General features: G+C 47.9%; 31 protein-coding genes. 29 read left to right on the forward strand and 2 right to left on the reverse strand.

Annotated features, from left to right (window positions below):
* Positions 1-3: 3 nt before the first annotated feature.
* The 7 genes from yjbM to AC0YN4_RS13970 all read left to right on the forward strand — a co-directional run bounded on the left by yjbM (position 4) and on the right by AC0YN4_RS13970 (position 5,658).
* Positions 4-807, forward strand: a complete 804-nt coding sequence (gene yjbM / locus AC0YN4_RS13940) for a GTP diphosphokinase (RefSeq protein WP_475780300.1) — start codon at positions 4-6, stop codon at positions 805-807.
* The gene (locus tag AC0YN4_RS13945) at positions 808-1,266 is read left to right on the forward strand and encodes a DUF309 domain-containing protein (RefSeq protein WP_475836024.1); all 459 of its coding nucleotides are present in this window, start codon (positions 808-810) and stop codon (positions 1,264-1,266) included.
* A 3-nt stretch (positions 1,267-1,269) separates the two neighbouring features.
* Positions 1,270-2,304, forward strand: coding sequence for an ABC transporter ATP-binding protein (locus tag AC0YN4_RS13950; protein WP_475780302.1), 1,035 nt, complete (start codon positions 1,270-1,272; stop codon positions 2,302-2,304).
* Positions 2,301-3,119, forward strand: a complete 819-nt coding sequence (locus AC0YN4_RS13955; protein WP_475780303.1) for an ABC transporter permease — start codon at positions 2,301-2,303, stop codon at positions 3,117-3,119. Before AC0YN4_RS13950 ends, AC0YN4_RS13955 begins: the two co-directional genes overlap by 4 nt.
* 7 nt (positions 3,120-3,126) lie before the next feature.
* Positions 3,127-3,915 carry an ABC transporter permease gene (locus AC0YN4_RS13960; protein WP_475780304.1) on the forward strand — a complete coding sequence of 263 codons (789 nt, stop codon included), beginning with the start codon at positions 3,127-3,129 and terminating at the stop codon, positions 3,913-3,915.
* 150 nt (positions 3,916-4,065) lie between these two features.
* A complete protein-coding gene (locus tag AC0YN4_RS13965) occupies positions 4,066-4,830 on the forward strand; it encodes a pseudouridine synthase (protein WP_475836025.1) in 765 nt (254 codons plus the stop codon).
* A 27-nt stretch (positions 4,831-4,857) separates the two neighbouring features.
* Positions 4,858-5,658 (forward strand): Cof-type HAD-IIB family hydrolase, encoded by an 801-nt coding sequence (locus tag AC0YN4_RS13970; protein ID WP_475780306.1) that lies wholly within the window; start codon positions 4,858-4,860, stop codon positions 5,656-5,658.
* 74 nt (positions 5,659-5,732) lie between these two features.
* On the opposite strand, the gene AC0YN4_RS13975 is transcribed toward AC0YN4_RS13970, so the two are convergent.
* The gene (locus AC0YN4_RS13975; protein WP_090977881.1) at positions 5,733-5,825 is read right to left on the reverse strand and encodes a sporulation protein YjcZ; all 93 of its coding nucleotides are present in this window, start codon (positions 5,823-5,825) and stop codon (positions 5,733-5,735) included.
* A gap of 313 nt (positions 5,826-6,138) precedes the next feature.
* Between AC0YN4_RS13975 and AC0YN4_RS13980 the strand changes: the two genes are divergently transcribed.
* The 21 genes from AC0YN4_RS13980 (at position 6,139) to AC0YN4_RS14080 (ending at position 21,627) form a co-directional block, all read left to right on the forward strand.
* Complete coding sequence (locus tag AC0YN4_RS13980; RefSeq protein ID WP_475836026.1) at positions 6,139-6,663, forward strand: GNAT family N-acetyltransferase; 525 nt, start codon at positions 6,139-6,141, stop codon at positions 6,661-6,663.
* A gap of 36 nt (positions 6,664-6,699) precedes the next feature.
* Positions 6,700-7,161, forward strand: a complete 462-nt coding sequence (locus tag AC0YN4_RS13985; RefSeq protein WP_475780308.1) for an SRPBCC family protein — start codon at positions 6,700-6,702, stop codon at positions 7,159-7,161.
* Positions 7,162-7,166: 5 nt separating this feature from the next.
* On the forward strand, positions 7,167-7,901 hold the full coding sequence (locus AC0YN4_RS13990; RefSeq protein ID WP_475836103.1) for an alpha/beta fold hydrolase: 735 nt from the start codon (positions 7,167-7,169) through the stop codon (positions 7,899-7,901).
* Between the two features lie 6 nt (positions 7,902-7,907).
* Entirely contained in the window at positions 7,908-8,324 is a 417-nt protein-coding gene (locus AC0YN4_RS13995; RefSeq protein ID WP_475836027.1) for a GNAT family N-acetyltransferase, read from the forward strand.
* Positions 8,325-8,352: 28 nt separating this feature from the next.
* Positions 8,353-8,514, forward strand: a complete 162-nt coding sequence (locus AC0YN4_RS14000) for a hypothetical protein (protein WP_475780310.1) — start codon at positions 8,353-8,355, stop codon at positions 8,512-8,514.
* A gap of 10 nt (positions 8,515-8,524) precedes the next feature.
* Entirely contained in the window at positions 8,525-9,088 is a 564-nt protein-coding gene (locus AC0YN4_RS14005) for a pyridoxamine 5'-phosphate oxidase family protein (protein ID WP_475780311.1), read from the forward strand.
* Positions 9,078-9,695, forward strand: a complete 618-nt coding sequence (locus tag AC0YN4_RS14010) for a nucleotidyltransferase family protein (RefSeq protein WP_475836028.1) — start codon at positions 9,078-9,080, stop codon at positions 9,693-9,695. Before AC0YN4_RS14005 ends, AC0YN4_RS14010 begins: the two co-directional genes overlap by 11 nt.
* Positions 9,696-9,792: 97 nt before the next feature.
* Positions 9,793-10,404 carry a LysE family translocator gene (locus tag AC0YN4_RS14015; protein ID WP_475780313.1) on the forward strand — a complete coding sequence of 204 codons (612 nt, stop codon included), beginning with the start codon at positions 9,793-9,795 and terminating at the stop codon, positions 10,402-10,404.
* A 54-nt stretch (positions 10,405-10,458) separates the two neighbouring features.
* Entirely contained in the window at positions 10,459-11,031 is a 573-nt protein-coding gene (locus AC0YN4_RS14020; RefSeq protein WP_475836029.1) for a GNAT family N-acetyltransferase, read from the forward strand.
* Positions 11,032-11,159: 128 nt separating this feature from the next.
* Positions 11,160-11,612 carry a GNAT family N-acetyltransferase gene (locus AC0YN4_RS14025; protein WP_475780315.1) on the forward strand — a complete coding sequence of 151 codons (453 nt, stop codon included), beginning with the start codon at positions 11,160-11,162 and terminating at the stop codon, positions 11,610-11,612.
* A 41-nt stretch (positions 11,613-11,653) separates the two neighbouring features.
* Positions 11,654-12,133, forward strand: coding sequence for a TcaA NTF2-like domain-containing protein (locus AC0YN4_RS14030; protein WP_475780316.1), 480 nt, complete (start codon positions 11,654-11,656; stop codon positions 12,131-12,133).
* Positions 12,134-12,231: 98 nt separating this feature from the next.
* Complete coding sequence (locus AC0YN4_RS14035) at positions 12,232-12,729, forward strand: N-acetyltransferase family protein (RefSeq protein ID WP_475780317.1); 498 nt, start codon at positions 12,232-12,234, stop codon at positions 12,727-12,729.
* Between the two features lie 39 nt (positions 12,730-12,768).
* Positions 12,769-13,386 (forward strand): hypothetical protein, encoded by a 618-nt coding sequence (locus AC0YN4_RS14040; protein ID WP_475780318.1) that lies wholly within the window; start codon positions 12,769-12,771, stop codon positions 13,384-13,386.
* Positions 13,376-13,819, forward strand: a complete 444-nt coding sequence (locus AC0YN4_RS14045; protein WP_475836030.1) for a VanZ family protein — start codon at positions 13,376-13,378, stop codon at positions 13,817-13,819. The genes AC0YN4_RS14040 and AC0YN4_RS14045 overlap by 11 nt, the downstream gene beginning before the upstream one ends.
* A gap of 2 nt (positions 13,820-13,821) precedes the next feature.
* Positions 13,822-14,532 carry a YjjG family noncanonical pyrimidine nucleotidase gene (locus tag AC0YN4_RS14050; protein ID WP_475836031.1) on the forward strand — a complete coding sequence of 237 codons (711 nt, stop codon included), beginning with the start codon at positions 13,822-13,824 and terminating at the stop codon, positions 14,530-14,532.
* Positions 14,533-14,553: 21 nt separating this feature from the next.
* Positions 14,554-15,315, forward strand: a complete 762-nt coding sequence (gene hisA, locus AC0YN4_RS14055; RefSeq protein WP_475836032.1) for a phosphoribosylformimino-5-aminoimidazole carboxamide ribotide isomerase — start codon at positions 14,554-14,556, stop codon at positions 15,313-15,315.
* A 38-nt stretch (positions 15,316-15,353) separates the two neighbouring features.
* Positions 15,354-15,755 (forward strand): DUF2500 domain-containing protein, encoded by a 402-nt coding sequence (locus tag AC0YN4_RS14060; RefSeq protein WP_475780322.1) that lies wholly within the window; start codon positions 15,354-15,356, stop codon positions 15,753-15,755.
* 238 nt (positions 15,756-15,993) lie between these two features.
* Positions 15,994-16,428 carry a hypothetical protein gene (locus AC0YN4_RS14065; RefSeq protein ID WP_475780323.1) on the forward strand — a complete coding sequence of 145 codons (435 nt, stop codon included), beginning with the start codon at positions 15,994-15,996 and terminating at the stop codon, positions 16,426-16,428.
* Positions 16,429-16,461: 33 nt separating this feature from the next.
* Positions 16,462-16,890, forward strand: a complete 429-nt coding sequence (locus tag AC0YN4_RS14070; protein WP_091215065.1) for a chemotaxis protein CheW — start codon at positions 16,462-16,464, stop codon at positions 16,888-16,890.
* The gene (locus tag AC0YN4_RS14075) at positions 16,887-19,463 is read left to right on the forward strand and encodes a chemotaxis protein CheW (RefSeq protein WP_475780324.1); all 2,577 of its coding nucleotides are present in this window, start codon (positions 16,887-16,889) and stop codon (positions 19,461-19,463) included. Before AC0YN4_RS14070 ends, AC0YN4_RS14075 begins: the two co-directional genes overlap by 4 nt.
* A complete protein-coding gene (locus tag AC0YN4_RS14080; protein WP_475780325.1) occupies positions 19,456-21,627 on the forward strand; it encodes an EAL domain-containing protein in 2,172 nt (723 codons plus the stop codon). Before AC0YN4_RS14075 ends, AC0YN4_RS14080 begins: the two co-directional genes overlap by 8 nt.
* Positions 21,628-21,719: 92 nt before the next feature.
* Here the strand turns inward: AC0YN4_RS14080 and AC0YN4_RS14085 are convergent, their stop codons facing one another.
* The gene (locus tag AC0YN4_RS14085; protein WP_475836033.1) at positions 21,720-22,412 is read right to left on the reverse strand and encodes a response regulator transcription factor; all 693 of its coding nucleotides are present in this window, start codon (positions 22,410-22,412) and stop codon (positions 21,720-21,722) included.
* Between the two features lie 134 nt (positions 22,413-22,546).
* On the opposite strand from AC0YN4_RS14085, the gene AC0YN4_RS14090 reads away from it, so the two are divergent.
* The gene (locus tag AC0YN4_RS14090) at positions 22,547-25,732 is read left to right on the forward strand and encodes a response regulator (RefSeq protein WP_475780327.1); all 3,186 of its coding nucleotides are present in this window, start codon (positions 22,547-22,549) and stop codon (positions 25,730-25,732) included.
* Positions 25,733-25,751: the final 19 nt, after the last annotated feature.

Genomic DNA, 25,751 nt, shown 5'->3' on the forward strand with positions numbered 1-25,751 from the left:
CGGATGGACGGTAGAGACTGGGGACTTTTTTTGCAGCCTTACGAGCAAGCGGTAGAAGAATTAAAGGTGAAGCTGAAGACGCTGCGCACCGAACTGAAGAACAGGGAAGCTTATTCGCCGATTGAGTTTGTAACCGGTCGGGTTAAACGAATCTCCAGCATATTGGAGAAGGCGAAGCGGTTGTCGGTGCCAATGGAGAATATCGATACGGGTATTGAAGATATAGCGGGGATCCGCATTATGTGCCAATTCGTCGATGATATTCATCGTGTAGCGTCATTTATTCGGTTACGCAAAGATTTGAAGCTTGTTTATGAGAAGGATTATGTTACGAATTTCAAAGACAGCGGTTATCGAAGCTACCATATGATTGTGGAGTACCCGGTTCAAACGGCAATCGGGCTCAAGCATGTACTGGCTGAGATTCAAATACGGACGCTGGCTATGAATTTCTGGGCGACGATTGAACACTCGCTCAATTATAAATATAAAGAGAGCTTGCCGGATGAAGTGCGCGATCGTCTGAAGAAAGCTGCTGAAGCGGCATCTGTGCTGGATACGGAAATGTCGAGCATTCACAAAGAAATTCTTAACGCTCAGCGGGAGTTTGAAGAGAAATCGAATATGGTATCAAGCGTGCTTAGCGACATTCAGGAGCTCTATTTCTTCCATCGTGTTCGTGAAGCCGTGCAGTTCCAGCTGCGGTTTAACGAGCTGTGGGAGCAGGAAGACGCCTACGGTATCCGGATGCTGTCTGATGAAATTCGTACAGCGATCAATCGGGCGAAGAAAGGCGGCACGAACTAAGTGGGAACGGATCATAAGTATGATGAGCGGTTCGTACACTTTGTCGTGTTGTTTAATGTAGACGAGGATTATTTTGAATGCCATGAAGTGATGGAGGAACTGTGGCTCGAGGAGGGCCGCAATGTCCTCTATCAAGGGCTTCTGCAGGCGGCAGTTGGTCTGCACCACTTCCGCAATGACAATTTCTCCGGCGCGGTAAAGCTGTTCACGCAGGCGGAGAATAAGCTTGTCCATTATCCGGACGAGCTGATGGGATTGGACTTAAAGCAGCTTCGGGCTGATATCGCAACCAGTTTGGAACCGCTTCGTACGTGGCTGGAGCAGGGGACTGCGTCTTCCGGCGAGTCACCGCCTGCCTTTTCTCCTTTCCGCCTCGTTGTGCTCGATGCTCAGCTGCGTGAACTTACGAAAGCGCTTGCGGAAATTCCGATTGAAAATCGTCTTCATGGAGAGGATTAATAAATGATTGATGTTCAAGGGTTAACGAAGGTGTACCGCGTTCACGTCAGGCAGCCCGGCTTTGCTGCATCTCTTCGAAGCTTGTGGCACAGGGAATATCGTGAGGTGCGTGCGGTTGACGGAATCGATTTTCATATCCCGGAGGGACAAATTGTTGGTTTTCTTGGGCCGAACGGGGCGGGCAAAACAACGACAATGAAGCTGCTAACAGGTCTTCTGCATCCCACTTCGGGTCAGATCAAAGTAGGCGGCTTTATTCCGTTTCAGCAGCAAAATGCGTTTAAGAAACGAGTGAGCCTCGTTATGGGGCAGAAAAGTCAGCTAATCTGGGATATTCCGGCTTCTGAGACATTTCTGATTCACAAGGAAGTCTACGACATTGCACCTGCAGATTACCGCCGGCGGATTGATTATTTTACGGAAATGCTCGATCTATCGGCGGTGATTGATAAGCCTGTACGGCAGCTGTCACTCGGGGAGAGAATGAAGTGCGAGTTAGTCGCTGCCTTGCTGCATCGGCCTGATCTGGTGTTTCTCGACGAGCCGACGATCGGACTTGATGTGAATATGCAGGAAGCGATGCGCAGGTTCATCGCTTCGTATAACCGCGAATATAAAGCAACGATTCTACTGACCAGCCACTATATGGCAGACGTCTCTGCGTTATGTGAGCGGGTGCTGGTCATTAACCACGGCAAGCTGCTCTATGATGGGGCGATTAGCAAGCTCATCGATCGGTTCTCGCCTTATAAACGGATTGCTCTCGTATTAGGTGATCCGGTAGCGGCTGAAACGGTTGAGGCGGCGGTACATAGCGGCGGTGGAAGGCTAGTATCGTATGCATACCCGCAGCTCGAAGTGGAAGCGCCGCGAGAGGATGTAACCGGCTTATCCGCTAAGCTGCTCACCTCGCTGCCGGTTGTCGACTTGACGATCGAGGATCCTTCCCTGGAATCGGTCATCGGGATGGCCTATGCCAAAGCTGAAGACCCGCAGCGGCAGGAGCAGGTTCATCTGCCAAAGGAGATTGGTGTATGATGCTTGCGGCAGGGGCTTTCTGGCGTAAGTATGCGGTCGTCTTCAAGGCGGATTGGGCAATTATGATGGCCTATCGCAGTGAGAGTTTGATCTGGATGTTCGGTGCGTTCGTACAGCCGCTCGTAAGCTTGGCGGTATGGACATCACTTAGCGGCAGCGGCTCCATTGCCGGGTACCGGGCATCCGATTATGTGCTCTATTTCTGCGCGGTGCTGGTCGTAGACCGTCTCACGCGATCATGGGATGTCTACGAACTGGATAATGATATCCGGCAAGGCACATTCTCCGGCAAGTTGCTTCGGCCTTTTCATCCGATTCATTGGAGTATAAATGGGAATCTCGTTTACAAAGTATTTTTCGCGGCACTCATGATCCCGTCCTGGCTTGTTCTTGCCCTATTCGTTCCTTCGATGCGTACGACAGTGGGACTTGGGACGTTCGGTCTGGTGCTGCTAGCCATTGCGCTTTCATCGGCATTGCGGTTTCTGATCGGATATATGTTCGGCTTGCTCGCGTTCTGGAGCAATCGAGCAACGGCGGTATATGCCTTATATGAAGGCGTTCATCTGTTTCTATCCGGCCGAATCGCACCTCTGTCCATGTTTCCGGATTGGGTTGCTTATGCGGCCAAATACTTACCTTTTTATGTAACGGTGGCGTTCCCAGTCGATTTGCTTACAGGTCGATTGCAAGGTGAGCCGCAGCAAATCATAGTTGGATTTGCACAGCAGCTAGGCTGGCTCCTCGCATTGCTGCTCTTGTTCCGTGTCATGTGGCGGCAAGGACTTAAACGATACGGCGCGTCGGGAGGATGATGGGGACATGAGGCGAGCTTATCGATTGTTTCGGACATTCTTCCACGCGTGTCTGGCAGAAGAATTTGAGTATCGGGCTAATTTCGCGGCAAACCTAGGCTCCACCTTGTTCTCGCTCGCGATGTCGATACTGACGGTCATATTATTCTTCTACCGTTCGCCTTCGCTTGGGGGTTGGTCCTTTGATGAGGTGCTTGCACTTCTTGGCGTATTCAATGCGCTGCATGGCTTCGTGGAGCTGTTTCTACAGCCGAATATGTCGCGTCTGGTCGCGCATATTCGCCAAGGAACGCTCGACTTCGTCTTGCTGAAGCCTGTAGACAGCCAATTCTTCGTCAGCTTCAGGCATCTCGTGCTGTGGCGTTTCGCCGATATTGGTTTAGGTCTTGGATTGACCGGCTACGCCGTGTGGCGGGTAATGGGTCTTCCCAGCATTGGTGGTGTAGTGATGTTTGGTTTGTTGTTCATAGCGTCTCTTGTCATTATTTATGCACTCTGGACTGGCATGATGGTGATGTCCTTCTGGGCGGTTAAGGTCGATAATTTGGCGTTCTTGTTCGGTTCGTTATTCGAAACATCACGTTATCCAGTCAGCGTTTATAAAGGCGCGCTTCGATTGGCACTCTTGTATGTCATGCCAATCGGACTCGTGACGACGGTTCCGGCTGAGGCATTGATCGGTCGTTTCGATGCCTCACACGCAATTGGCGCGCTGCTGTTGGCAATGGTGTTTCTACTGGCAGCTCGCATGTTATGGAAGCGGGCTTTAAGGGCTTATACGAGCGCCAGCAGTTAAGGTGTATAACTTGAGAATAGTCTCCGTTTGCGGCTGATAGCCGGCGGGGACTATTTTGTTTTGTTCGGAAGCAATGTGGCAGGTATTGGTCAAGCTAGCGGCTTTATTATACAATGGGTGAAGATAAAGCATGTTGGAGGCGTAAAGGGAATGGCGAAACGGATGCGGCTGGATAAGCTGCTGGCTAATATGGGATTTGGAACGCGCAGTGAAATTAGACGAGCTGTGAAGCTTGGCAGAGTGACCGTGGATGGTGCGGTGGTGAAAGATTTTGGCTTGCAGCTTGACCCGGAGGCAGCGGTAGTTCGTTTCGATGATGAAGAAGTCATCTATCGCGAGACGATTTATGTCATGCTGCATAAACCACAAGGAGTCGTATCTGCAACCGAGGACACGCGTGACCGTACCGTTATCGATTTACTGGATCCCGATGATCGGGTTTTGCAGCCTTTTCCGGTAGGACGGCTCGATAAGGATACAGAGGGATTGCTGCTGCTGACAAACGATGGGAAGCTGGCACATGATCTGTTATCCCCTAAGAAGCATGTACCGAAGCTATATGAGGCACTAGTACACGGTGACGTGGATGCGCGTGATCAAGCGGCGTTCGCTGCCGGCGTGACGCTTGACGATGGTTATGAGACAATGCCGGCTGAGCTTGTCATCGGTGAGAAGGAAACGAAGGAAGACGGTGTATACAGCCGGATTACGCTGACTATTCATGAGGGGAAATTTCATCAGGTCAAGCGGATGTTCGAAGCCGTCGGCAAGAAGGTGGTCTATCTTCGGCGCAATGCGATGGGACCGCTGCAGCTCGATCCTGAATTGCCTCTTGGCTCCTATCGTCTGCTTACAGAAGATGAATTATTGCAGCTGCAATCCGTCCATAAGAAGGCGGATGCATCAGAAGAATAACAAAGACAAAGAGAGGCTGACAACAGGATGGGAAAGATCAACTACGATATTATCGCACTGGATGTTGATGGAACGCTGTTAACGGACAATCATGTACTGACGCCTGCCGTAAGAGAGGCGGTTAGAGAAGCTCACGCGCGAGGCGCAGAAATCGTCTTATGCACAGGCAGGGGGCCGGCTAATGCGCTGCCTGTATTGGATGCACTTGGATTATCGGGTACGATGATTACTCATAATGGTGCTGCGACCATTGACGCGGCGCAGCGTAAAGTGCTGCATCAGTATAGCATTGACGCGTCTGAAGTCGCTCGGTTCCGCGATTATAGCTTGCAAGGCGGCCATCATTTTGACATTAATACCGCGTTTGATATGTTGGTCGAAGGAGTAAGCCCGGAGGCGGCGGAGATGTACCGAAAGTACGAAGCCAAGCCGGTCATGCGCGATCCGAAAGAACCGTTGCCGGATGGACTCGTTAAATTCACATTGTTCGGCGGCATCGAAGATCTCAATCTCATCGAGGCGGAATGGAATGGCTGGGAGCATGGGCTGCAGCATATCCGCAGCGGTGACTATTTCATTGATGTTCAGCACAAAGAAGCGAGCAAAGGAACGGCGCTGCGGAAGCTGGCCGAAGTGCGTGGTGTCGATCCAAGCCGGGTTATGGCAATTGGGAACTATTTCAACGATGTGGGCATGCTGAAGTTTGCGGGTCTCGGCGTTGCGGTTGCCAATTCACCTGATGGTGTAAAGGAAGCGGCGGATGTCGTTACTTTATCGAACGAAGAAGATGGCGTTGCCGCAGCATTGCAAACGTATGCGTTCGTATAACATGAAAAACCGTCGAAGGGGTTAAGCCCTTCGACGGTTTTTGCATAACAGATTGTGGCTATATTCCTACAGGATTAGTACATAAACCCGCGGGATACGATGACCAGCAGTATGAAAAGTACCAGGATTACGCCAGCAGAAGTAAAACCTCCGTGCATACCGGACATGCAATTTCCTCCCTTAAAGGTGATTTCCGTTGCCAAATGTTGCAACTTGTGGTTGGTTTTCTTGGCACTCGGTATACAGTATTGTATGAAATCTAAGGCACAGCGATTGGACAGATGCCCGCGTTCTCTCACAATTGGGCATTTGCCGTAGGTAGAATGTCTTTGGTTTAAGACAGCCATACCAGAGACAGATGAAGGCGTTATAATGCCTATAGACGTTTGCGGAATGGTCAAGTATGCTAGGAAAATCAGGTAATAAGTGGGAATGGGAGAAAAAGGTTTAGCTACTAAGAATGAGGAGTGAACATACGATTTGAATACGATTCGTACAGAAAAGCAAGCCGATTATGGAGCAGTACGGCAGGTGAATCTAGAAGCCTTCGACCAGAGGGAATATGAAGCGAAGCTTGTGGAACGAATTCGACTGTCGGAATCGTTTATCGATTCCTTATCCCTAGTTGCCGAATCTGCGCAGGGTATTATTGGCCATGCATTATTCAGTAAAGCTTACATTGTTGTCGGTGATACGAACCATGAAGTCATCGTGCTAGCGCCGATCGCGGTTCTGCCCGCGTTTCAGAAGCAAGGTGTTGGTAAGAAACTGATCGAAGAGGGCTTAACACGCTGCCGTGAGCTTGGATACCCAGGTGTGCTTCTTATTGGACATCCGGAATATTACCCTCGTTTCGGGTTTCGGCCTGCAAGTACTTTCGGACTTGTGCTCAAGCAATTTGAAGTATCGGATGAAGTGTATATGGCAGTAGAATTAACCGATGGAGCATTACAGGTATTACAAGGTGGAGAATTGAGATATCCTGATGCTTTCTTCGAAAACTAGCAGCAACCCGGTATTCATAAACGAGGTGACTTCGCAGTGGTAACTGTAGAGACGGAAGTGCTTATCGACGCACCAATTGAGGTGTGTTTTGACTTAGCGAGAGATATCGATGTACATACCCGTACCGTATGGCAGCATACGAAGGAGAAAGCAGTCGCGGGTGTAACCAGCGGTCCGATCGGGCTAAACGAGACGGTCACCTTCGAAGCTACTCACTTCTTTGTGAGACAGCGTTTGACATCGAAGATTACGGAATTTCGAGCTCCGTATTACTTTGTGGACGAGACGCAGCGCGGCGCTTTCAAGTATTTGCGTCATGAGCATATGCTTGAATCCCAAGAAGGCAAGACGCTTATGAAAGATAGACTAACCTTTGCCGCTCCGCTTGGTCCGCTCGGCTGGGCAGTGGAACGACTCGTATTGAAACGATACATGCGTCGATTCTTGGAGGATCGGAATCTTCAGGTGAAACGTATTGCAGAAGAGCGCAAGGGGTGAACAAAATGAACTTCACGTCCGGATTTGCTGATAACGAAGGTGTACGCATTCATTATTATGATTCAATCAACCAAGCAGACCCGGATTCTGAGCCCCTGCTAATTTGCCCGGGCCTATCGGAAACGGCAGAAGAATATGCGGATTTACTCGCATTTCTGCTGCCCAGACGATGTGTTGTCCTCTCGTTCAGAGGAAGGGGAAATAGCGATACGCCGGAGAGCGGCTATCATTTAGATGAGCATGTGAGTGATATCGAAGCTGTCATACATAAGCTTGATATACAGAAATTCCATCTGTTCGGTCATTCGAGAGGTGTCTCTTATGCGCTTGGCTACGCTGCCGCTCAGAATGAACACCATATTCGTTCATTACTATTAAGCGACTATCCACCGGAGCATCGTCAAATGCCAAGCGGCTGGGCCGACGACTATATCCATAATTATTTGATCCCGTTTCAGCGAACTTCGAATATACGAACAGAAGCGGTGCTGGGCATTCAACGCGAATCCAAGTCTGTCTCCCTCGACTCTCCATCTTTATTGCCGGCACTCATTTTGCGAGGGAAATTAGAAGGATCGCTCATTAACGATTCAGATTTGCAGCGCTATCATGACAAGTTCCAGCATCTTAAAGTCGAGGGATTTCTTCGCTCGGGCCATGATCTTATGGGTACCGAGAGGGACGGTTGTTACTTGGCGATTCGTGGTTTTGTGGATGCACTAGATGCAGTAAAGGGGTAAAATAGGATGCTTACGATTAGATTCGGTAACCGTGGTGACTTGGATGAAGCTGTGAGCTGGGATCGCCATACGCCAGCGCATATCCTGTCATGGAAGCTTGATCACGAGGATATTATTTTGGCAGAGCAGTTGAATGGATGTGTAGGCTACATGAAGCTGGAGCATCTATGGTCACAGTTTCCCTATATCGGTTTAATTAAAGTAAAAGAGGAGCTGCGCGGCAATGGAATCGGCATGCAAATGCTCCAATTCGCGCAAGCCCATCTCAAGCAGCAGGGAGCGGCGAAGCTTTATAGCTCTTCGCAAGCCGATGAACCCGCACCGCAAATGTGGCATCGCAAAATGGGCTTTACGGAATGCGGCATTCTGAGCGGCATCAATGATGGCGGCGTTGGCGAACTCTTTTTTGTGAAGGAGCTCTAACGACGGTGAGGGTTATGGAGGCGGTAATGTGAACGTTATTATAGTCATTTTACTCATTTTCATTGTTATCTTGTTAATTGAAATGAATAGCAAACTGCCGAAACGTCCGAAACGTGACCCGGGACAAGAAGTCTTGAAACGGGATCTGCGAGCAAGGAGAAAGCAAGAGCAAGAGGACCATAAATTATAGAGGTGATCCTATGGGCACAGCTTATTCATCCATTCTTCCCGAGCATGCCGAGTTTATCGCGAATCAGAAAATGTTCTTTGTCGGCACTGCCGCCACTGAAGGGCATGTGAATCTATCGCCCAAAGGTCATGATGCCTTTCGCATTTTGTCGCCTAATCAAGTGGCTTATTTGGACTTAACCGGAAGCGGGAACGAGACGAGTGCGCATCTGACGGCTACCGGACGAATCACCTTTATGTTCGTAGCTTTTGAAGGAAAGCCGCTTATTCTAAGGTTATATGGCACGGGACGTGTTGTTCTTCCAAGCTCCCCGGAGTGGGAGGAGGCATCAGCGCCGTTCCAGCTCTATCCGGGCTATAGGCAAATTATCGTGGCCGATATTGATATTGTGAAAACATCGTGCGGCTTCAGCATTCCGTATTATTCCTATGAAGGCGAACGGGATTTGCTTCTTAAATGGGCGGTCAACCAAGGAGAAGAGAAGCTGGTGCAGTATCGTGCCAACAAGAACAGTACCAGCATGGATGGCTATTTGACACCGATAGGGGTGGAGCTCTCGGCAGATGAAGAGTGATAACAGGAGTATCCAAAGCGATAGTCAGCTACAAGATGAAGTCAGATTGGTTGATGAGGCTGCGCTCGCGGAACAATTGAAGCTGATTTTGCGCGGGAACGAATCCTTGATGCGTGATCTTCAGCTCGTTTCGAGCTTGCAGCTTCCTCAAAGTTACATTGCAGCAGGTTACCTGCGTAATTTGGTTTGGGATTATCTGCATGAATATCCTTATCGGGCGACACATGACGATATTGATGTCGTCTACTTTGATCCAGAGCATCTCGATGAAGAGAAGGATCGCGAAATCGAGCGCCAATTAGTGAGCAGCACCGGTAATCCGAAATGGTCGGTCAAGAACCAAGCCAGAATGCATATTCGCAATGGTATTGAACCATATCTCTCAACTGAGGACGCGCTCATGCGCTGGCCGGAAACTGTCACTTCTATTGGCGCACAGCTGAATAATCGCGGTCAATTGGAGCTGTGCTGCCCGAATGGTTTATCCGATCTATTCAAGATGCAGGTGAGGCGAAGTCCCTATTTTGAAGATCATGCCTATTACTTGGAGCGTATTGAGCGGAAAGCATGGCGCACGCTATGGCCGAAGATAATCGTTGTAGATTGAGATAAATGGGAATCGGATGCTCAGAAGGTATGATTTTCGGTTACAATAAGAATAACTTTTAATATATACATCCAGATAGATACAGGGGTCTTACCAAATGAGCATGGTGATGAAAGGGATTATGATCGGATTATCGATTGCGGCTCCGGTTGGACCAATCGGCATCTTGTGCATGAAGAGAACGATTAATCAAGGGCGCCTGTATGGTGCGGTTGCCGGCTTGGGAGCGGCGACAGCCGATGGCATTTATGGGCTGATTGCTGCTTTCGGATTCGATGCGATTACTAGCGGGTTAGTCGCGCAGCAGATGTGGATTCGATTGATTGGCGGGTTATTTCTCTGTTATTTGGGGTATCAATCCTTACGAGCAAGTGCGGCAGATGCCAATGTGGAACCGCGAATGAGTCGCAATGCTACGGCTGCTTACATCACGACCTTCTTGCTAACCATTACGAATCCAATGACGATTTTGTCGTTCCTTGGAATTTTTGCAGGGCTCAACATCATGCAGTCTTCAACTGCGGACTCAGTAACACTTGTACTCGGGGTGTTTGCGGGCTCCATGCTTTGGTGGTTGTTGTTAAGTGCGATGATCGGCGCTATCAGACAAACGTTGAATGCTCGCGGGATGCGTGTGATTAATCGAATCTCGGCATTCATTCTACTGGCATTCGGGGTATATTCACTTTATCAGGTGTTCTCGTCGTAAGATTACGACACTTTCCATGTAAGCGAACAAAGCAACCCGAGGGATGATGGACGAATGAACAAACGAACTGTAACACTGCGGACGAAACACCTTATGCTGCGGATGATTGACGAATCCGACATGACGAAGGTCTATGATTTTGTCATGCGGAATAAAGAAGCGCTGATCCCGTGGGAACCAGCCAGAAGTGACGAATACTATACAATGGAGTTTCAGCAACAGCTTGTACAAAGCGATATACAAAGCATTCATAACGGACAAAGCGTAAAGTTCTGGATATGCTTGAATGATCAGCCGCATGGGAATCTCATCGGGACCGTCACGCTTAACAATATCGTCAGAGGGGCATTCCAATCCTGTCACCTAGGGTATCGGATGGACATTGCGGAACGCAGTAAGGGGTATATGAAAGAAGCGCTGGCCCATACGATTTCGTATGCATGGGAAGAGTTGAATTTACACCGCATCGAGGCGAACATTATGCCGCGCAATGCCGCTTCTCTCAAAGTAGTGGAACAGCTTGGTTTCAAGCATGAAGGGCTGGCGAAGGATTACCTCCGAATAAACGGGGAATGGGAGGACCATATTCATATGGTGCTGCTTAATCCTTACTGGGAGGAGCAATAACGGTTGTGCGAGAATGCAACTTAAGGGCATTCCAGTTGCAGCGGATTTCATGGTAAAATAGATTGCGTGTCTAAGTTGGATATATAGGAAGCGAAGGTATCGTAGAAATGCTCTCACTGATGAAATCTATGCATGAACATATAGCACGCGAGCTTGCGGTTCTGAACTCTAATCCGTATTTTAATGTCATTTCCAAAGATAAAGAACAGCTGACGGTTGAAGACATTGCTGCTGAGTTGAAGGATGCCGAAGATGTCGGGGCTGAGCGATATATCATTCGCGAGCAAGGAAACGATATTGGTATTCTTGAGTTTCTCATGAACAACCCTAAGGATTCCTGCACGTGGATCGGCTTGCTAGTTATTCATGGATCATACCAAGGGCGCGGTTATGGGAATGCAGCACTGGCTCTATTCGATTCCATTATGCGCGAACGCGGCGTGACTTCACACAGGCTGGGTGTATTGGCTTCGAATGCGGCGGCTCATGCTTTCTGGCAGCGTAATGGCTGCATACAAGTCAAACCTGCAGTGCTGCCTGATGGTAAAGACATTATGATTTATGAACGAACCGTCGATTGAGATGGATAACCAAGAAATTAGAAGACGGGAGCACACATGACATGTACAGAACGGCGACGCTTTGCTTGCTGCTAAGCTTTCTTCTGCTGCTTAGTGCCTGTACAGCCAAAGACGAACCTGATAATGATCAAGGCCCGGTTACCGGAGAACCAATCGACTATCAAGAGACCGGCGCCAATCGCGTCATGAACGCCTATGAGGAATCGATGGTCGAAGCTATCAATAAGAATCGGTTTTCCTTGGTGGAAGGATTGCTGGACCCGGCCGGACCCCTCTATAAACAGCAAGAAAGCCTGGTAAGGCGACTAAGCGATAAGAATATTAAAGAAAAGCTCATTCGTTATCAAATTAAGAATATCCAGAAGATCAACGGTGAATTCAAGTTTTATATTATCGAGAAAATAGGCATCTACTATTCGGATGGCCGCTCCTCTATTAATGAGTACAATTGGATCTACACGGTCACTGAGAACATAAGCAATAAGTCGTACAAGGTTTACAGTATAGAACGATGGGAATAGAGTGCCATTCATTAGGCGGGCAGGCGACGGCTCCAACCGAGCGGTATGCCTGCCTTCCTTGCAACTAAATACGAATGAACCTACGAGGTGCAACTATCATGAGAGAACTAGCGTTTGAGAATTATACGGACCAATATTTGGAACAAGTGCGCAGGACGTACAATTATTTTGTGGAACATACAACGGTTTCGTTCGATATGCTTCCTTATTCTTCGGAGCAGATGAAACAGTTGATCGAGCCGACGGCTGATATCTACCGTTCTTATATCGTGAAACTGAATGGGCAATACGCCGGTTATGCTCTGCTCACGCAGCATAAGAAGCGACCGGCATTTCATGTAACCGCGGATGTAACGATCTATCTTGATCCGGATTATACCGGTAAAGGGATTGGCCGAGAAGCAATGGCGTTTATTGAAAGTGTTGCGAGGGAGTTGAAATTCCATTCCTTGGTAGCCCTGATCTGTACCGAGAATGACAGCAGTATGGCGTTGTTTAAGAAGTTAGGCTACGAGCAAGTCGCGTGTTATAAAGAAATTGCTTACAAATTCGACCGCTGGCTCGACTTGGCGTCCTTCCAGAAGATATTGAGATAACTCGTGTCTTGAAAATGATAGATATAGGCGGGATGTTGTATGATACTTGGCAATCGAATGAGCATCGCAGGCAGGCTGGTGTTTATAGCCGCTATCCTCTTAATAGCCGCGGGCTGCAGCGACAGATCAAAGCAGCTGGAGCTCCAGGTGGCTTCACAACAGAAGCAGCTTTCGGAATTGCAGGAATCAAACAACAAGCTCGCTGCCCGGCTGAAGGAGTCGGAAGGTGAAATTGCAGCGTTAGCGAAGGAGAAGGATCAGCTATCCGCGCAGACGAAGGAACTTACCGCGCAAGCAGAACGGCTTACCGATGAAGGTGAACAAGCAGCTTTGGTTGATAAGAGAATTCCAGCTGACGCCGTTGCGGTTCTATTCGATTTCATACATACGGTTCAATTAAAGCCGGAAGCAACAGATAAAGTATGGGGCGATTATTTTGCCGATCGCGTGAGAACCATGTGGTTTATCGAAACCATCCTATCACAACCGGAGCTCTCGTATACCAAGCTAATGTTTCAAGGAGAGACGATCTACAAGAAGCCGGGCAAAACAAATCGCATCATCATTGTGAATGCGATCAAGGCAGATGAACGAGTTCACGCCTACGTCCTGTCGAATGTGAATCAAGCCGGTTGGAAGATTGACGATGTCGATTAATGGGACGGATCTTAGGGTGAAGAAGCTGATTGGCCTTATAACTCTACTCTATTTATTGCTGCTCTTGTATTGGATGTTTATCGGCTTTGGCCGTTCAGGAACTCCGTGGTCCGGCTACCGTTACAATCTTGTTCCGATGCGTACAATAAGACTGTATTTCGATCATGCGGACAGTTTTACGCCTACCCACTGGCTCGTCAATATCGTAGGCAATGTGGCGGTGTTTGTCCCATTCGGACTTTCCATACCGTATTTATACCGTGTTCAAATTTTACGGTTAAATTTGCTCAGCATCGCAGCGTTGTTCATACTTGAGCTGCTGCAGCTGCTTCTTCATCGAGGAAGCTTCGACATTGACGATATTCTGTTAAATACGGTAGGAGTGCTTGTCGGGGCGGGATTCTACAGCATGATTCGAAGGCGGGTGAATTAGCCGTGTATAAAGCGATTTTGTTCGATTTGGACCAAACCCTTCTGGACTATAACACCAGCGAATTCGAGTCGATGCAGAACACAATCATGCATCATCGGCTCTCTGAGCTTGCCGGATTTGAATGGGAACGATTCTGCAGTTTGTATGCTTCGATTAATTGGACGTATTGGATCGAGCGCATGGAGCGAAAACTTCATATCTCGCAAGTGCTGACCTATTCCTTTCGCGATACGCTCGTGCAAATGGGTCATGACGACACCATGTCGATAGATTTGGCTCAGACGTATTGGGAGTTCTTCTGCTCCAACTGTCACCTCATGGATGGAACGGTAGAACTGCTCTCCACGCTGCACGGCCGTTATCCGCTCGGTGTCATTTCTAACGGAGTTGGCGAAGCGCAGCGAAGACGGCTGCTTGCAGGCGGCCTCGCGCACTTCTTTGACCATCTGTTCATCTCGGATGAAGTGGAATGCCGTAAGCCGGAGCGGCAAATATTTGATCTGGCCATTGAAGCGCTTGGTGTGAACCGGCAGCAGGTGCTGTTTGTCGGTGATTCATTAACCGATGATTACATAGGCGCGCAGAATGCTGGCATCGATTTCTGTTACTTCAATCCCGCAAGAGGATCAGTGGATAAGGAGATCCGACCGACTTTTACCATTCATTCCTTATATGAGCTGAATGCGCTATTAGCAGTACCAAACGAGCAGTAGAGAGAGAGGAAGAGGACAGTCATGAAATTCAGACCTTGTATTGATTTGCATCATGGCAAAGTAAAACAAATCGTCGGAGAAACGCTCGGAGCAAGCAATAAGCAGGTTGTCGAGAACTTTGTATCCGAGCATGATTCGGACTATTATGCAGCGATGTTTAAACGCGATAAGCTGACCGGCGGTCATGTAATTATGCTTGGCGGCGGCAACGAGGAAGCGGCTGTATCCGCATTGCGCGCTTATCCAGGGGGATTGCAGATCGGCGGCGGCATTCATGCTGAGAATGCAGCTCAATACTTGGAAGCAGGGGCTACTCACGTCATCGTGACCTCGTATATATTCCGAGACGGAGAGCTCGATATGAACAATTTACAGCGAATCGTCTCGGAAGTAGGCAAAGAGCGGCTGGTTATTGATTTAAGCTGCAAGAAGCGGGATGACGAATGGTTTGTCGTAACCAATCAGTGGAAGACGTTCAGCGAATTCCGCGTCAATGAAGCGCATCTTCGCGAGCTGGCGGAGTATTGCGACGAATACTTGGTCCATGCGGTAGATGTTGAAGGTAAACGTACAGGTATTTTGGCAGACTTGGCGCAGCAGCTTGCAAGCTGGGTGACCATTCCTACGACGTATGCCGGTGGAGCCAGGTCCTTTGAGGATTTGGAGCTGTTCCGTTCGCTTACTTCGGGCAAGCTTGATATTACAATCGGCAGTGCACTTGATATTTTTGGCGGTAATTTATCGTACGATGAAGTTGTAACCTTCTGCGGGAATCACTCGTAAAAGAGGTATGTTCTTACAAGTGAGGAGAGGGTGATCAAATGGGTTCGATGGATCCTTTTACGGCAGGCGATCGTATGTTCAGCTTTATGAGTATTATTTTTCCGTTGATGTTTCTACTTGTGTTTGGTTTGATCATCTACGGCGTCATTGCCTCTATTCGTCAATCGCAGCGCAATAACAAGCAGCCGATCTTGACCGTTCAAGCGAATATCGTCAATAAACGGACGAATGTGAGAAGCAGTTCAACCCATCATCACAACAACGATGGCATTATCAATCACTCATCCAGCACGAGCACGGACTACTACATTACTTTCCAAGTGGAGAGCGGCGATCGCATGGAGTTCGAAGTGAGCGGCCAAGAATCCGGTTTGCTGGCTGAAGGTGACTCTGGCAGGCTGACCTTTCAAGGTACCCGGTACCTGGGATTTCAACGCTAATACAGGCATGATGTAACGATATCAATTGATTAAGCTCGAACCTCTCATAGGAGGTTCGGGCTTTTTTGGATTCGCGGGCCGCATACTAACACTTTCCAAATAAAATCGCTGTAATATCACACAATTCAAACGACGATTAAGAACTTACCAAATATTTAGGTTCTATAATCAGGATAGTGGTCATTCGAAGGAGGTACGCAATCTTGACACAAAAGAGCATGCGTATAGGTGAACAGTTATGAAGCTGCTGGATTTCTACAAAGACCTGTTTGATGAAGCTACGAGTCGATTTGAACCTGTTTGGCAAGTCGACGAAGATTATACACATGGATTCAGATGGACCAAAGAAAATTACCCGATTCATGAGCAGTTTCGCATTACGGATATGGGGGATGAACCGCCGATTGTCATGTTCTCGGTTGCTTTGCCCGATATGTATGCCGAAACGAATGTGTTTGATGAAGTGTACCGCTACCCGACGCACAATGAGATGTCGATCGTCATCATGAACCAGAAGATTTGGGTCAATGCTTCGTTATGTACAAGTAAGATGGAGCATTCCGTATTGGGTTTTGTGCATCGTGCCAGAAGCGAGATTATGAATATATTTGATTGTGCCATATTGACAGTAGACGTCGCTCATATGAAAGAATCCGAGAGATACATTCCATAAGCATCCCATAATAACCAGTAGGAGGTCCAGACGGTGTCGAATTATATCGTAGTAGGGTTGAATGAAGAGAAGTTTGCACTTCCGATCACAGCTATTCAAGAAATCATTAAGGATATGCCAGTTACTGAGATTCCGGCTGCGAGGGCGCATGTCAGAGGGGTCATTAACCTGCGAGGGACGATAGTGCCGGTCATCGGGCTACGATCCAAATTCCGTATGATGGAGAGTGCTCCTTCAGCTGCTTCGAGAATCGTAATCGTGCAAACACCGGATGGGGAACCGGTTGGACTTTATGTTGATCGTGTCGAACAAGTCGCTTTCTTCTCGGAAATATTGCCAACGCCTGACGGTATCGGCGGTGCCAACGCCGGCTATTTATCCGGGATTGGCAAAATCAACGATCAATTGGTCAGCATCCTCCACTTGCCGGCCATCCTAAATACAGGAGGTGGACTAGGATGAATGAATCTTTTGCACTGACTTATTTAGGCGTATTCCTGGATGAATTGGAAGAACAGCTGCAGGTGTTGGATGAGTCGATTCTGGAGCTTGAGAATGGCGGCAATTCACCTGAGACGATTCAAACGATCTTCCGTGCAGCGCATACCTTGAAAGGTTCATCCGCCGCAATGGGCTTCCACTCCATGAAAGAAGTGACGCATAAGGTTGAAAGTGTGTTCGAATTGCTGCGCCAGAATCGCCTTCTGGTCAGCAAGAGGTTAATCAACGTATTATTCCAATGCATCGATTACTTGAAGGCAAAGAAAGAAACGCTGCGCAAAGGAGACTTCAATGATGAACCGATCGAAACACTGGTCGAGCTGCTTGACGGCATTATGAACGACCAGCCTGAAACGGTTCAGGGAGCTCTCGGCAGTATTAACACGGGGAATGAAGTGAAGTCGCAGCTTTTCCAAGGGTGGAGCGAAACTGAAATCGCACTTCGTAACGAGAAACAAAATGAAGGTATACCATCATACGAGGTCAATATCACATTGGCTGAGCATGTGGACATGCCAACCGTGAAAGCGATGGTTATCCTGCGAAATCTCGGGGAACTGGGCGAAGTGCTTGGAACTACCCCGCCAATCGGCATGTGGGAGCAAGAGGATCTGCTGCGCTCGGAACCGATTTATTTCTTGCTTGCAACGCTGTCCTCTGAATCGGATATTATTCGTAAAGTTGAAGAGGCATCTCAAATCTCCGAATTCAGCGTGAAGTCGTTGATGGTAGAAGGTGCACAGGCTGCAATTCCGACGAAGATCGTGAATCAGCCGATTCTTAGTATAGAGCAAACTGCAGCATCTGGCGTATCCTCCACAGGTGATCAGTCGGCAGCCGGAGGCGTACAGTCTGATACCAAGGTGCAGATTCAACATACCGTACGCGTAGATGTCAACCGGTTGGAACATCTGCTCAATCTGGTTGGCGAGCTGATTATCGACAACACACGAATCAGGGAAGTGCGCAGACGGTTCGAGGAACGGTTTAAACAAGAGCCGGAGACTTTGTTATTAGGCGAAATTACGGATCATCTGGGCCGAGTGATCGCTGAGCTGCAAGAAGGCACGATGAAGACAAGAATGATGCCGATCGAGCAATTGTTTAATCGTTTCCCTCGTTTGGTGCGTGACGTAGCGGATCAATCCGGGAAAGAAGTATCGTTTGTCCTAGAAGGAAAAGAAACCGAGCTGGATCGTACATTAATTGAAGAAATCGGCGATCCGCTCATTCATATCATTCGCAATGCGATCGACCATGGCTTGGAAACGCCGGAAATACGAGAGAAGCTCGGCAAGAACCGCAAAGGGAATCTCTTGCTTCGTGCTGGTCATCAAGAGAATGCCATCGTAATCACGCTCGCGGACGACGGTCGCGGGATTGACTTGAATCGAATCAAGCAGAAAGCGATTCAGAAAGGGTTTATTTCCGAAGATGAAGCAGCTCGGCTGTCGGATAAAGAAATTATCAGTCTGATTTTCCACTCAGGCATGTCCACTGCGGAACAAGTGACAGAGCTGTCAGGGCGCGGCGTCGGCATGGATATCGTTCGTACCCATATTGAGAAACTGAACGGTATTATCAATATAGAGACAACACCGGGTGAAGGCACTGTATTTACGATCAAGCTGCCGCTTACCTTAGCAATCTCTCGTTCCTTGCTTGTACAGATGGGCAAACATACATTGGCAATTCCGTTAACGAACGTTGTGGAAACCTTCCGATTAACACCAAGTGATGTGCAGATCGTGAACGGTGAAGAAGTCTGCGTCGTTCGCGGTGAAATCTTGCCGCTCGTTCGTATGCATCGTCGCTTAGGCACCTCTGAGAATGATAGCAATGCCAAAGGGTATGCAGTCATGATTGGTCTGGCTGAGAAGCGGGTTTGCCTCTATGTGGATAAGCTGATTGCCAATCAAGAAATCGTCATGAAATCATTGGGTTCGTATTTAGGACAAGTCGCTTATGTTTCGGGTGCGACGATTCTCGGAGATGGACGAATCGCATTAATTCTCGACATCAATGCCGTCATTCGGGATTCCGGCGCTACGATAAGGAAGAGTGATAGCAGTGAACAGCAGGCTTCCGGCCGCAAGGTAAAACTAGTCACCTTTGATCTGGAGAAAGAGCACTATGCGCTGGATATTAACCGGGCGAAAGAGATCATCAAGGTACCTTCGATCCTTAGAATGGCTAATGCTCCTTCCGAGGTGCTCGGCTTGATGAATTTGCGCGGTGAGCTGTTACCGGTAATAGACATCAAAACTTGCCTGGGTATGTATCCAACTGAGCCTGATCAGCATTCTCGCATCATTATCTTGAACGAGGATGGACGCGATATCGGTATATTGGTTGATCGCGTGAAGGAAGTTCTGCATGTGCGTCATAACCAGATAGAATCAGCACCAAAGGATTTCGCGATGATATCGGAACAATATATTGGCGGCATTTGTAAAACCGATGACCAACTTGTTATCATCTTGAAACTCGATAGAATGCTGAGGTCGAGGGGCTGGGATCTAATCCATGCGTAAATTTTTGGGTCTGATGGAACGACCGGAGAAATACGGTGTATTGGTCGTTGATGATTCTGCCGTAATGCGGCGAATGATCACGATGTTAATTGAGAAAGACCCGAAATTATGGGTCATGGGCACAGCCGCAAACGGACAGGAGGCGCTCGACCAGCTGGTTGAGCTCCAGCCTGACCTAGTGACGATGGATATCGAAATGCCTGTACTGGATGGGCTTACAACCTTGAGTCAATTGATGATCCATTATCCGATCCCTGTCATCATGCTTAGCAGCTATACGGATGAAGGGTCCTCGCCTGCGCTTGCGGCACTTTCGAAAGGTGCCGCAGATTTTTTTCATAAAGATACGCTGTTTCAATTCCCTCACAATGAGCAGGTAGAGGAAGAGTTTCTGCTTCGCTGCCATGCGGCGATTGAGGCGAAACCGTTCTGGAAGAAACTTGAACAGGATGAATTGACGAATCGCGAATTCAAGCTGCTGCTGGAGTTTATGACGGGCTGTCTTGTCGGCGAGAATACGATTCATGAAGAGTTGAACCGTACGATGAGACTGATGAATGGAATTTATGCTTCAGTGACTAAGGTTGATGGACAATTTACGTTCATGGACTTCAAGGGCGAACTGCTGTACCGTTTTGGAAAATCCAGTCAATGCTTTGTCGGGCAGCCGATTGATCGCGTGTTCCAGCCTGAGAATGCCTTGAAACTGAATGAGCAGTTTCAGCGGGCTTGGGATGGGGAGCAATGCATCAGCTTTGAAATGGAATGGAAGAAAGCCTGTTTCCTGCTCGTGTTGCGGCCCTTGCGTGTTAATGGGGTCGTGAAGGAGCTTATCGGCGTTTGTTTCGAAGTGACGGACCAGAAGCGAATGGAAGAGAAGGTTCATTTCCTGCTTAATCATGACCAGCTTACAGGATTGCCTAACCGGAATCAGCTTTATGAAGAAATGGATCGTGTCAATACGCTGTATGACCGTTTTGCCGTGATGTATTTCAATTTCGATCACTTTAAGCTGATCAATGATTCGATTGGCCATCAGAAGAGTAATTCGCTGCTTCAGCTGTTCTCAAGACGTTTGAAGCGGATAACAGATGAGAATACGATGATCATTCGGGCGGGAACCGACGAATTTATTTGCATTATTGGTGATGCCTCCGCGGAAATAACCTATCAGAAGGCTCAGAATTTATTGGATACGATTCATACGCCTGTTATGCTTGACGGTCAAGAGATTCATATGACGGCAAGTATTGGAATCAGCCAATATCCCGGAGATCATAGAGACAAAGAGATGCTCATTCGTTATGCCCATATGGCAATGAATATTGCAAAGGCCGATGGCGGCAACCGTCTTCAATTCTATGAGCCGCGTTTCCATGAACAAATCCATCGCAAAATGGATATTGAGAACCGGCTTCGCAAAGCCATTGAACGCAAGGAGTTCTTGCTGCATTATCAACCTATCCTCAATGGCAGAGATCGCGTTATTACAGGCCTGGAATGTTTGATTCGCTGGCAAAGCCCGGAGCTCGGCCGGGTGTCACCGGCTGAATTCATCCCGATTGCGGAAGAAACCGGACTGATTCATTCAATTGGGGAATGGGTGCTGCTGGAAGCTTGCCGGCAGAATAAACGTTGGCAGGATGACGGTTTGCCTAAAATTCCGATTGCGGTCAACTTATCGACGCGGCAATTTAACGATGGCAAAATCATCGAACGAATTGAGAATATATTGAATGAGACCGGTTTGGAAGCGGAGTATTTGGTAATCGAGATTACAGAGAGCATGACTATGAATAAGTATCATGCCTTGACGCTCTTGCGAAATCTGAAGAAGCTGGGTGTTTCGATTGCGATCGACGATTTCGGAACAGGATACAGCTCCCTTAGCTATCTTAGTGAATTGCCGATCAACAAGCTGAAGATTGACCAATCCTTCGTTAAAGGGATGAACTTGCACAACGTAAATGCCTCTATCGTGAATACCATTATTACAATGGCGGAGAACTTAAATCTACAGGTTATAGCTGAAGGGGTCGAAACGGAAGAGGAATGCAGGCTGTTGCTCCAATACGGCTGCATGACCATGCAAGGCTATTTGTTTGGTCATCCGATGGAATCCGGAGCTGTATCGGAGCTGCTGGCTACAGAACAGCTTGTATAGCTGCGGAAGATGTATAGATCGAACACGAGAATCCAGTAACAGCAAGTTACTGGATTCTTTGTTTTAAGGAGAACAATAGCGAATTCATCCGGTTACATGATCAGTTTATAGCCGACGCCCCATACAGTCTTAATAATGACGGGCTGCTTCGGGTTCTCTTCGATCTTCTTACGCAGATTCGTCACATGGAAATCAATAGACCGTTCATTGATGAAAGAATCGTATCCGCGAAGGCTATTCACGAGGGCCTCTCTGCTGAAGACTTTCCCGGGAGAGTGGAACATCAGACGAATAATTTCAAATTCGGAGAAAGTGGTTTCGATCATATCACCGTGTATGAGAATATGTCTGCTGTCCATATCCAGGTTAATGCGTTTGGAGGCATCGTTCGGCAGACGCTCATTGTCTGACTCTACCGGCTTAGGGGCGGTCCGGCGCAGCACGGTTTCGATGCGGGCTTTCAATTCCTGCAAACTGAAGGGCTTGCATATGAAATCATCGGCCCCTTCGGTCAACGAATGGATCTTCATAGAAATTTTCGTTTCGCTCGAAATGACGATGATGGGAATAGTCGTAAATTGTCTAAACAAAATACAGGGGTTAGCATCCTGGGTGTCTGGCAGAATCAGATCCAGCACAATGAGATCCGGCGGCTCAGACTGAAGGGAGGCAATTCCACTTGCGGCAGTCGACACCCGCGTCACGTTATAGCCTTCTTCCCTTAAATAAAGAGAGAGCATATCGCCGAAAATGATATCGTCTTCAACAATCAACAAATTCGTCAAACAATAACATCCCCTTGCACTTAAACATAGTCTTGTAATTTTCGGACAGGTTAAGTATCGTTGTAACTATCATTATATAATGTCGAATCGTGTCAGTCTATCTCCTTTCGCGTCGAATAAGAGGAGGGAATTACATGTATCAGGATTTATTGTTTAATTTTACCTTATTGGGACTGTGCGTATTCCTCATTACGCGCTTATATGTCAAACTAAAGTCGGGCTCCCGCTTGCGGCTCATAATCGTCATGGGTATATCTAACGGCTTGGCTGCTATTCTCTTAGGTCAGTTCGGCTATGACATCGGACATGGGATATCAGTCGATCTGAGGACAATTGCTATCTTCATAGCTGCTGAGCTTGGTGGACCGTTCGGAGCGATTATTACTTTTATCTCGATAATGGTGTACCGAGCCATGCATAATGCTATCTACTTTTACCACTTTACGAGTATCGGTTTCTTAATTCTCTTCATCTGCGCCGTTCTGAACCGATTTGTCGCAAATTATTGGGCACGATGGTGTCTGATGATTATATCCCCCCTTCTTTTAATCCTCACTTATAATTTGTTATTTGATGCAATCACGTTTGAATCTGAATTAATTCTCTGGTCTTGTTATGTCTTGTTAGGTGGTGCGCTTGTTGCCGCTTTCTTGCAATATCTACTGAGCTCAGATGCCTATCGGGCGGAGCTTCAAGGGGTCAAAACCGATTTATCCGAAATGCTGACCAACCAGCCCGGATTCTCTTTTAAATTAATACGCGGTAAAAACAGCTTCGTATTCTCCGTCATGGGGGGACAGCTGATGCCGCATATGGCAATGAAGCCATCCGATTTTCTTGGTAAATCGATAGAAGAAGTAACAGCGCTCTCTCAGGAAACAAACCGTTTCCTAGAGGAACGTTATATCGATGCCTGGAAGGGAAGGATGCAAAGTTATGAATTGAGCATAGAAGGCGGGATTTTCATGACACGTCTGTGTCCCGTCTATACCAATGGCGTTGTTACAAGTGTGATTGGCTCGGTCACTGATATTACTGAGCTGAAAGCCGCGCAAGATCGCATCAAGGAGAGTGAGGAGCGTTACAAGGTCATTGTAGAGTGCTCGCAGGATTGCATCGTAAGCTTGACCCCGCAAGGCGAGATTATTTCCATTAATGCAAAAGGCTTGAGCGTATTCGAATGCCAGGAAATGCCGCAGCTCAGCAATGTGCATGAGGTGCTCAACATCGAGGATTGGGCAGGGTGGGACGCGAAGTTTGCAAGCGCGCTCTCCAACTTGCAGGTAGAAGTGTTTGAGGCGACGATCAGAGTGAAAACAGGACAAACGATCGATTATTATGTCACGCTCTCACCGATTATTGGATCTGATCTAACGGTTGTCGGCCTTACGGCGACACTGCATGACCTATCCGCATTAAAGCGAAGACAAGAAGCCGATCAAGCTAATAAAGCAAAAAGCCAAATTATGGCCAAAGTGAGCCATGAAATCCGAACACCACTTAATGGAATCATTGGACTTTCACGATTGCTGCTCAATACGGAGTTGTCGTTCGTACAGAAGGATTACACGGACAAAATCATTTCTTCCTCGCATTTGCTGCTCGGATTGATTAACGATATATTGGATCTTTCCAAGCTCGAAGCGAACAAGATGATGCTGGAGCAAATCTCGTTCAATATGGACGACATGCTTTGTGAAATTACAAATACGCTCAGTGTGTTAATGGACAAGAAGCAAATTGAAATAATACTGGATACCCCAGCTGAGCTTCCTGACCTTGTGCTTGGTGATCCGCTTCGCATGAAGCAGACCCTGCTGAACTTGTGCAGCAATGCGATTAAGTTTACGGAGCTTGGGTATGTTCGCATTCGAGTGGAGCTTGAGAAGCAGACAGACAGTGCGTTGTCACTGCGTTTCCTTGTTGAGGATACCGGAATCGGCCTCTCGGAGGAGCAGATTAGCAGGCTGTTCGAACCGTTCTGGCAGGGCAATTATTTGAATCAGCACGGCGGAACCGGACTCGGCTTGTCGATTGCCTATCAGCTTGTCAGCTTGATGGGCGGTGAGCTGCAAGTTGAGAGTATGTGGGGAATCGGGAGCAAGTTTTCGTTCTCGCTGGAGTTTCCGATCGTGCAAAATTGTAACCCGGACAGCTGGGATCTAACCCTGATCGGCGGACCGCTTCATGTGCTTGTAGTCGAGGACCATGAAGTTGCGCAAGAGAGCTTGAGCCAGATGCTGGAGTCTTTCTCGTGCCTGGTCTCTGCAGCGAACAATTGGAGCAGTATGTTCAAGCAGCTGGAAGAGAAGAATGAGGTGCTTGGACCGGTATCCTGCATCGTTCTGGATATGGAAATTGACGATATGTACGGTCATTATTCTTGGGAAGAGCTAATACGCATTACTAGAAAACGAGGCATACATATCATTACATTATCGACAGCTTATGCGAGAGAAGAGCTGCTTTCGATGATGAAGGACGATTATCCCGATGACATGCTCATTAAGCCGATTAGCCGCAAGGAGCTGTTCCGCACTTTAAATTCGCTGCTGTATCCATCGCTCAAGCATCGATCAGAACTTAGTGATTCATTCATCGTAAAGAGCAAGTCGATCCATTTGCTGCTCGTTGAAGACAATTTCATTAATCAGCAGGTAGCGCGTGAAACACTGCTGATGCATGGATTTCAAGTCACCGTGGCAAGTTCCGGACATGAGGCGCTTGAGCTGCTGGAGACGACTAAGGTGGATCTGGTTCTGATGGATATTTTCATGCCGGAAATGGATGGCGTGGAGACAACGACGCAGATTCGCTGCAATGATGCATTCAAAACGATTCCAATCGTGGCTCTAACGGCTAATGTGCTCAAAGAAGATCATGAGATGTACATGGCGTCAGGTATGAACGAAGTGATACTTAAACCGCTTGATATTAACCAGCTGCTGACCGTCATTCAGAAATGGCTGCCGATGAAGAGTGCTCCTGCGGGAATTCCGCTGGATAAACTACGAGAGCGATTGGATGGCAACACAGCCATCATGAATCATGTGCTGAAGCTGTTTAAGAAGGAGTATGAACATTTTACAGGACATGCCTTAGTAGATTTGGAAGAAGGAAATATTACGAAAGTGAAGCGGGATGTACATACGTTAATCGGAGTTGCGCGCAATTTAATGGCGGATGAGCTTGCACAAGCTGCGGCGCACTTCGAGGAGGTGTTGATCGAAGACACAGCAAACTGCAAAAATCAATTGCTGGAGGTTCAACGCATATTACGCCAGACTTTAGATTCCATTCCTGAGGAAGTACAATGCTAAACAGTCAGTCAACAATAGG

It is taken from the genome of Paenibacillus sp. J22R3 (assembly GCF_056269305.1).

What these genes read in the sequence shown, in the direction of transcription:
- yjbM (WP_475780300.1), top strand. Translation starts at nt 4, where the DNA reads ATGGACGGTAGAGACTGGGGACTTTTTTTGCAGCCTTACGAGCAAGCG.
- AC0YN4_RS13950 (WP_475780302.1), top strand. Translation starts at nt 1,270, where the DNA reads ATGATTGATGTTCAAGGGTTAACGAAGGTGTACCGCGTTCACGTCAGG.
- AC0YN4_RS13955 (WP_475780303.1), top strand. Translation starts at nt 2,301, where the DNA reads ATGATGCTTGCGGCAGGGGCTTTCTGGCGTAAGTATGCGGTCGTCTTC.
- AC0YN4_RS13960 (WP_475780304.1), top strand. Translation starts at nt 3,127, where the DNA reads ATGAGGCGAGCTTATCGATTGTTTCGGACATTCTTCCACGCGTGTCTG.
- AC0YN4_RS13965 (WP_475836025.1), top strand. Translation starts at nt 4,066, where the DNA reads ATGGCGAAACGGATGCGGCTGGATAAGCTGCTGGCTAATATGGGATTT.
- AC0YN4_RS13970 (WP_475780306.1), top strand. Translation starts at nt 4,858, where the DNA reads ATGGGAAAGATCAACTACGATATTATCGCACTGGATGTTGATGGAACG.
- AC0YN4_RS13975 (WP_090977881.1), bottom strand. Translation starts at nt 5,825, where the DNA reads ATGTCCGGTATGCACGGAGGTTTTACTTCTGCTGGCGTAATCCTGGTA.
- AC0YN4_RS13990 (WP_475836103.1), top strand. Translation starts at nt 7,167, where the DNA reads ATGAACTTCACGTCCGGATTTGCTGATAACGAAGGTGTACGCATTCAT.
- AC0YN4_RS13995 (WP_475836027.1), top strand. Translation starts at nt 7,908, where the DNA reads ATGCTTACGATTAGATTCGGTAACCGTGGTGACTTGGATGAAGCTGTG.
- AC0YN4_RS14005 (WP_475780311.1), top strand. Translation starts at nt 8,525, where the DNA reads ATGGGCACAGCTTATTCATCCATTCTTCCCGAGCATGCCGAGTTTATC.
- AC0YN4_RS14010 (WP_475836028.1), top strand. Translation starts at nt 9,078, where the DNA reads ATGAAGAGTGATAACAGGAGTATCCAAAGCGATAGTCAGCTACAAGAT.
- AC0YN4_RS14015 (WP_475780313.1), top strand. Translation starts at nt 9,793, where the DNA reads ATGAGCATGGTGATGAAAGGGATTATGATCGGATTATCGATTGCGGCT.
- AC0YN4_RS14020 (WP_475836029.1), top strand. Translation starts at nt 10,459, where the DNA reads ATGAACAAACGAACTGTAACACTGCGGACGAAACACCTTATGCTGCGG.
- AC0YN4_RS14025 (WP_475780315.1), top strand. Translation starts at nt 11,160, where the DNA reads ATGCATGAACATATAGCACGCGAGCTTGCGGTTCTGAACTCTAATCCG.
- AC0YN4_RS14030 (WP_475780316.1), top strand. Translation starts at nt 11,654, where the DNA reads ATGTACAGAACGGCGACGCTTTGCTTGCTGCTAAGCTTTCTTCTGCTG.
- AC0YN4_RS14035 (WP_475780317.1), top strand. Translation starts at nt 12,232, where the DNA reads ATGAGAGAACTAGCGTTTGAGAATTATACGGACCAATATTTGGAACAA.
- AC0YN4_RS14040 (WP_475780318.1), top strand. Translation starts at nt 12,769, where the DNA reads ATGATACTTGGCAATCGAATGAGCATCGCAGGCAGGCTGGTGTTTATA.
- AC0YN4_RS14045 (WP_475836030.1), top strand. Translation starts at nt 13,376, where the DNA reads ATGTCGATTAATGGGACGGATCTTAGGGTGAAGAAGCTGATTGGCCTT.
- hisA (WP_475836032.1), top strand. Translation starts at nt 14,554, where the DNA reads ATGAAATTCAGACCTTGTATTGATTTGCATCATGGCAAAGTAAAACAA.
- AC0YN4_RS14060 (WP_475780322.1), top strand. Translation starts at nt 15,354, where the DNA reads ATGGGTTCGATGGATCCTTTTACGGCAGGCGATCGTATGTTCAGCTTT.
- AC0YN4_RS14065 (WP_475780323.1), top strand. Translation starts at nt 15,994, where the DNA reads ATGAAGCTGCTGGATTTCTACAAAGACCTGTTTGATGAAGCTACGAGT.
- AC0YN4_RS14075 (WP_475780324.1), top strand. Translation starts at nt 16,887, where the DNA reads ATGAATGAATCTTTTGCACTGACTTATTTAGGCGTATTCCTGGATGAA.
- AC0YN4_RS14080 (WP_475780325.1), top strand. Translation starts at nt 19,456, where the DNA reads ATGCGTAAATTTTTGGGTCTGATGGAACGACCGGAGAAATACGGTGTA.
- AC0YN4_RS14090 (WP_475780327.1), top strand. Translation starts at nt 22,547, where the DNA reads ATGTATCAGGATTTATTGTTTAATTTTACCTTATTGGGACTGTGCGTA.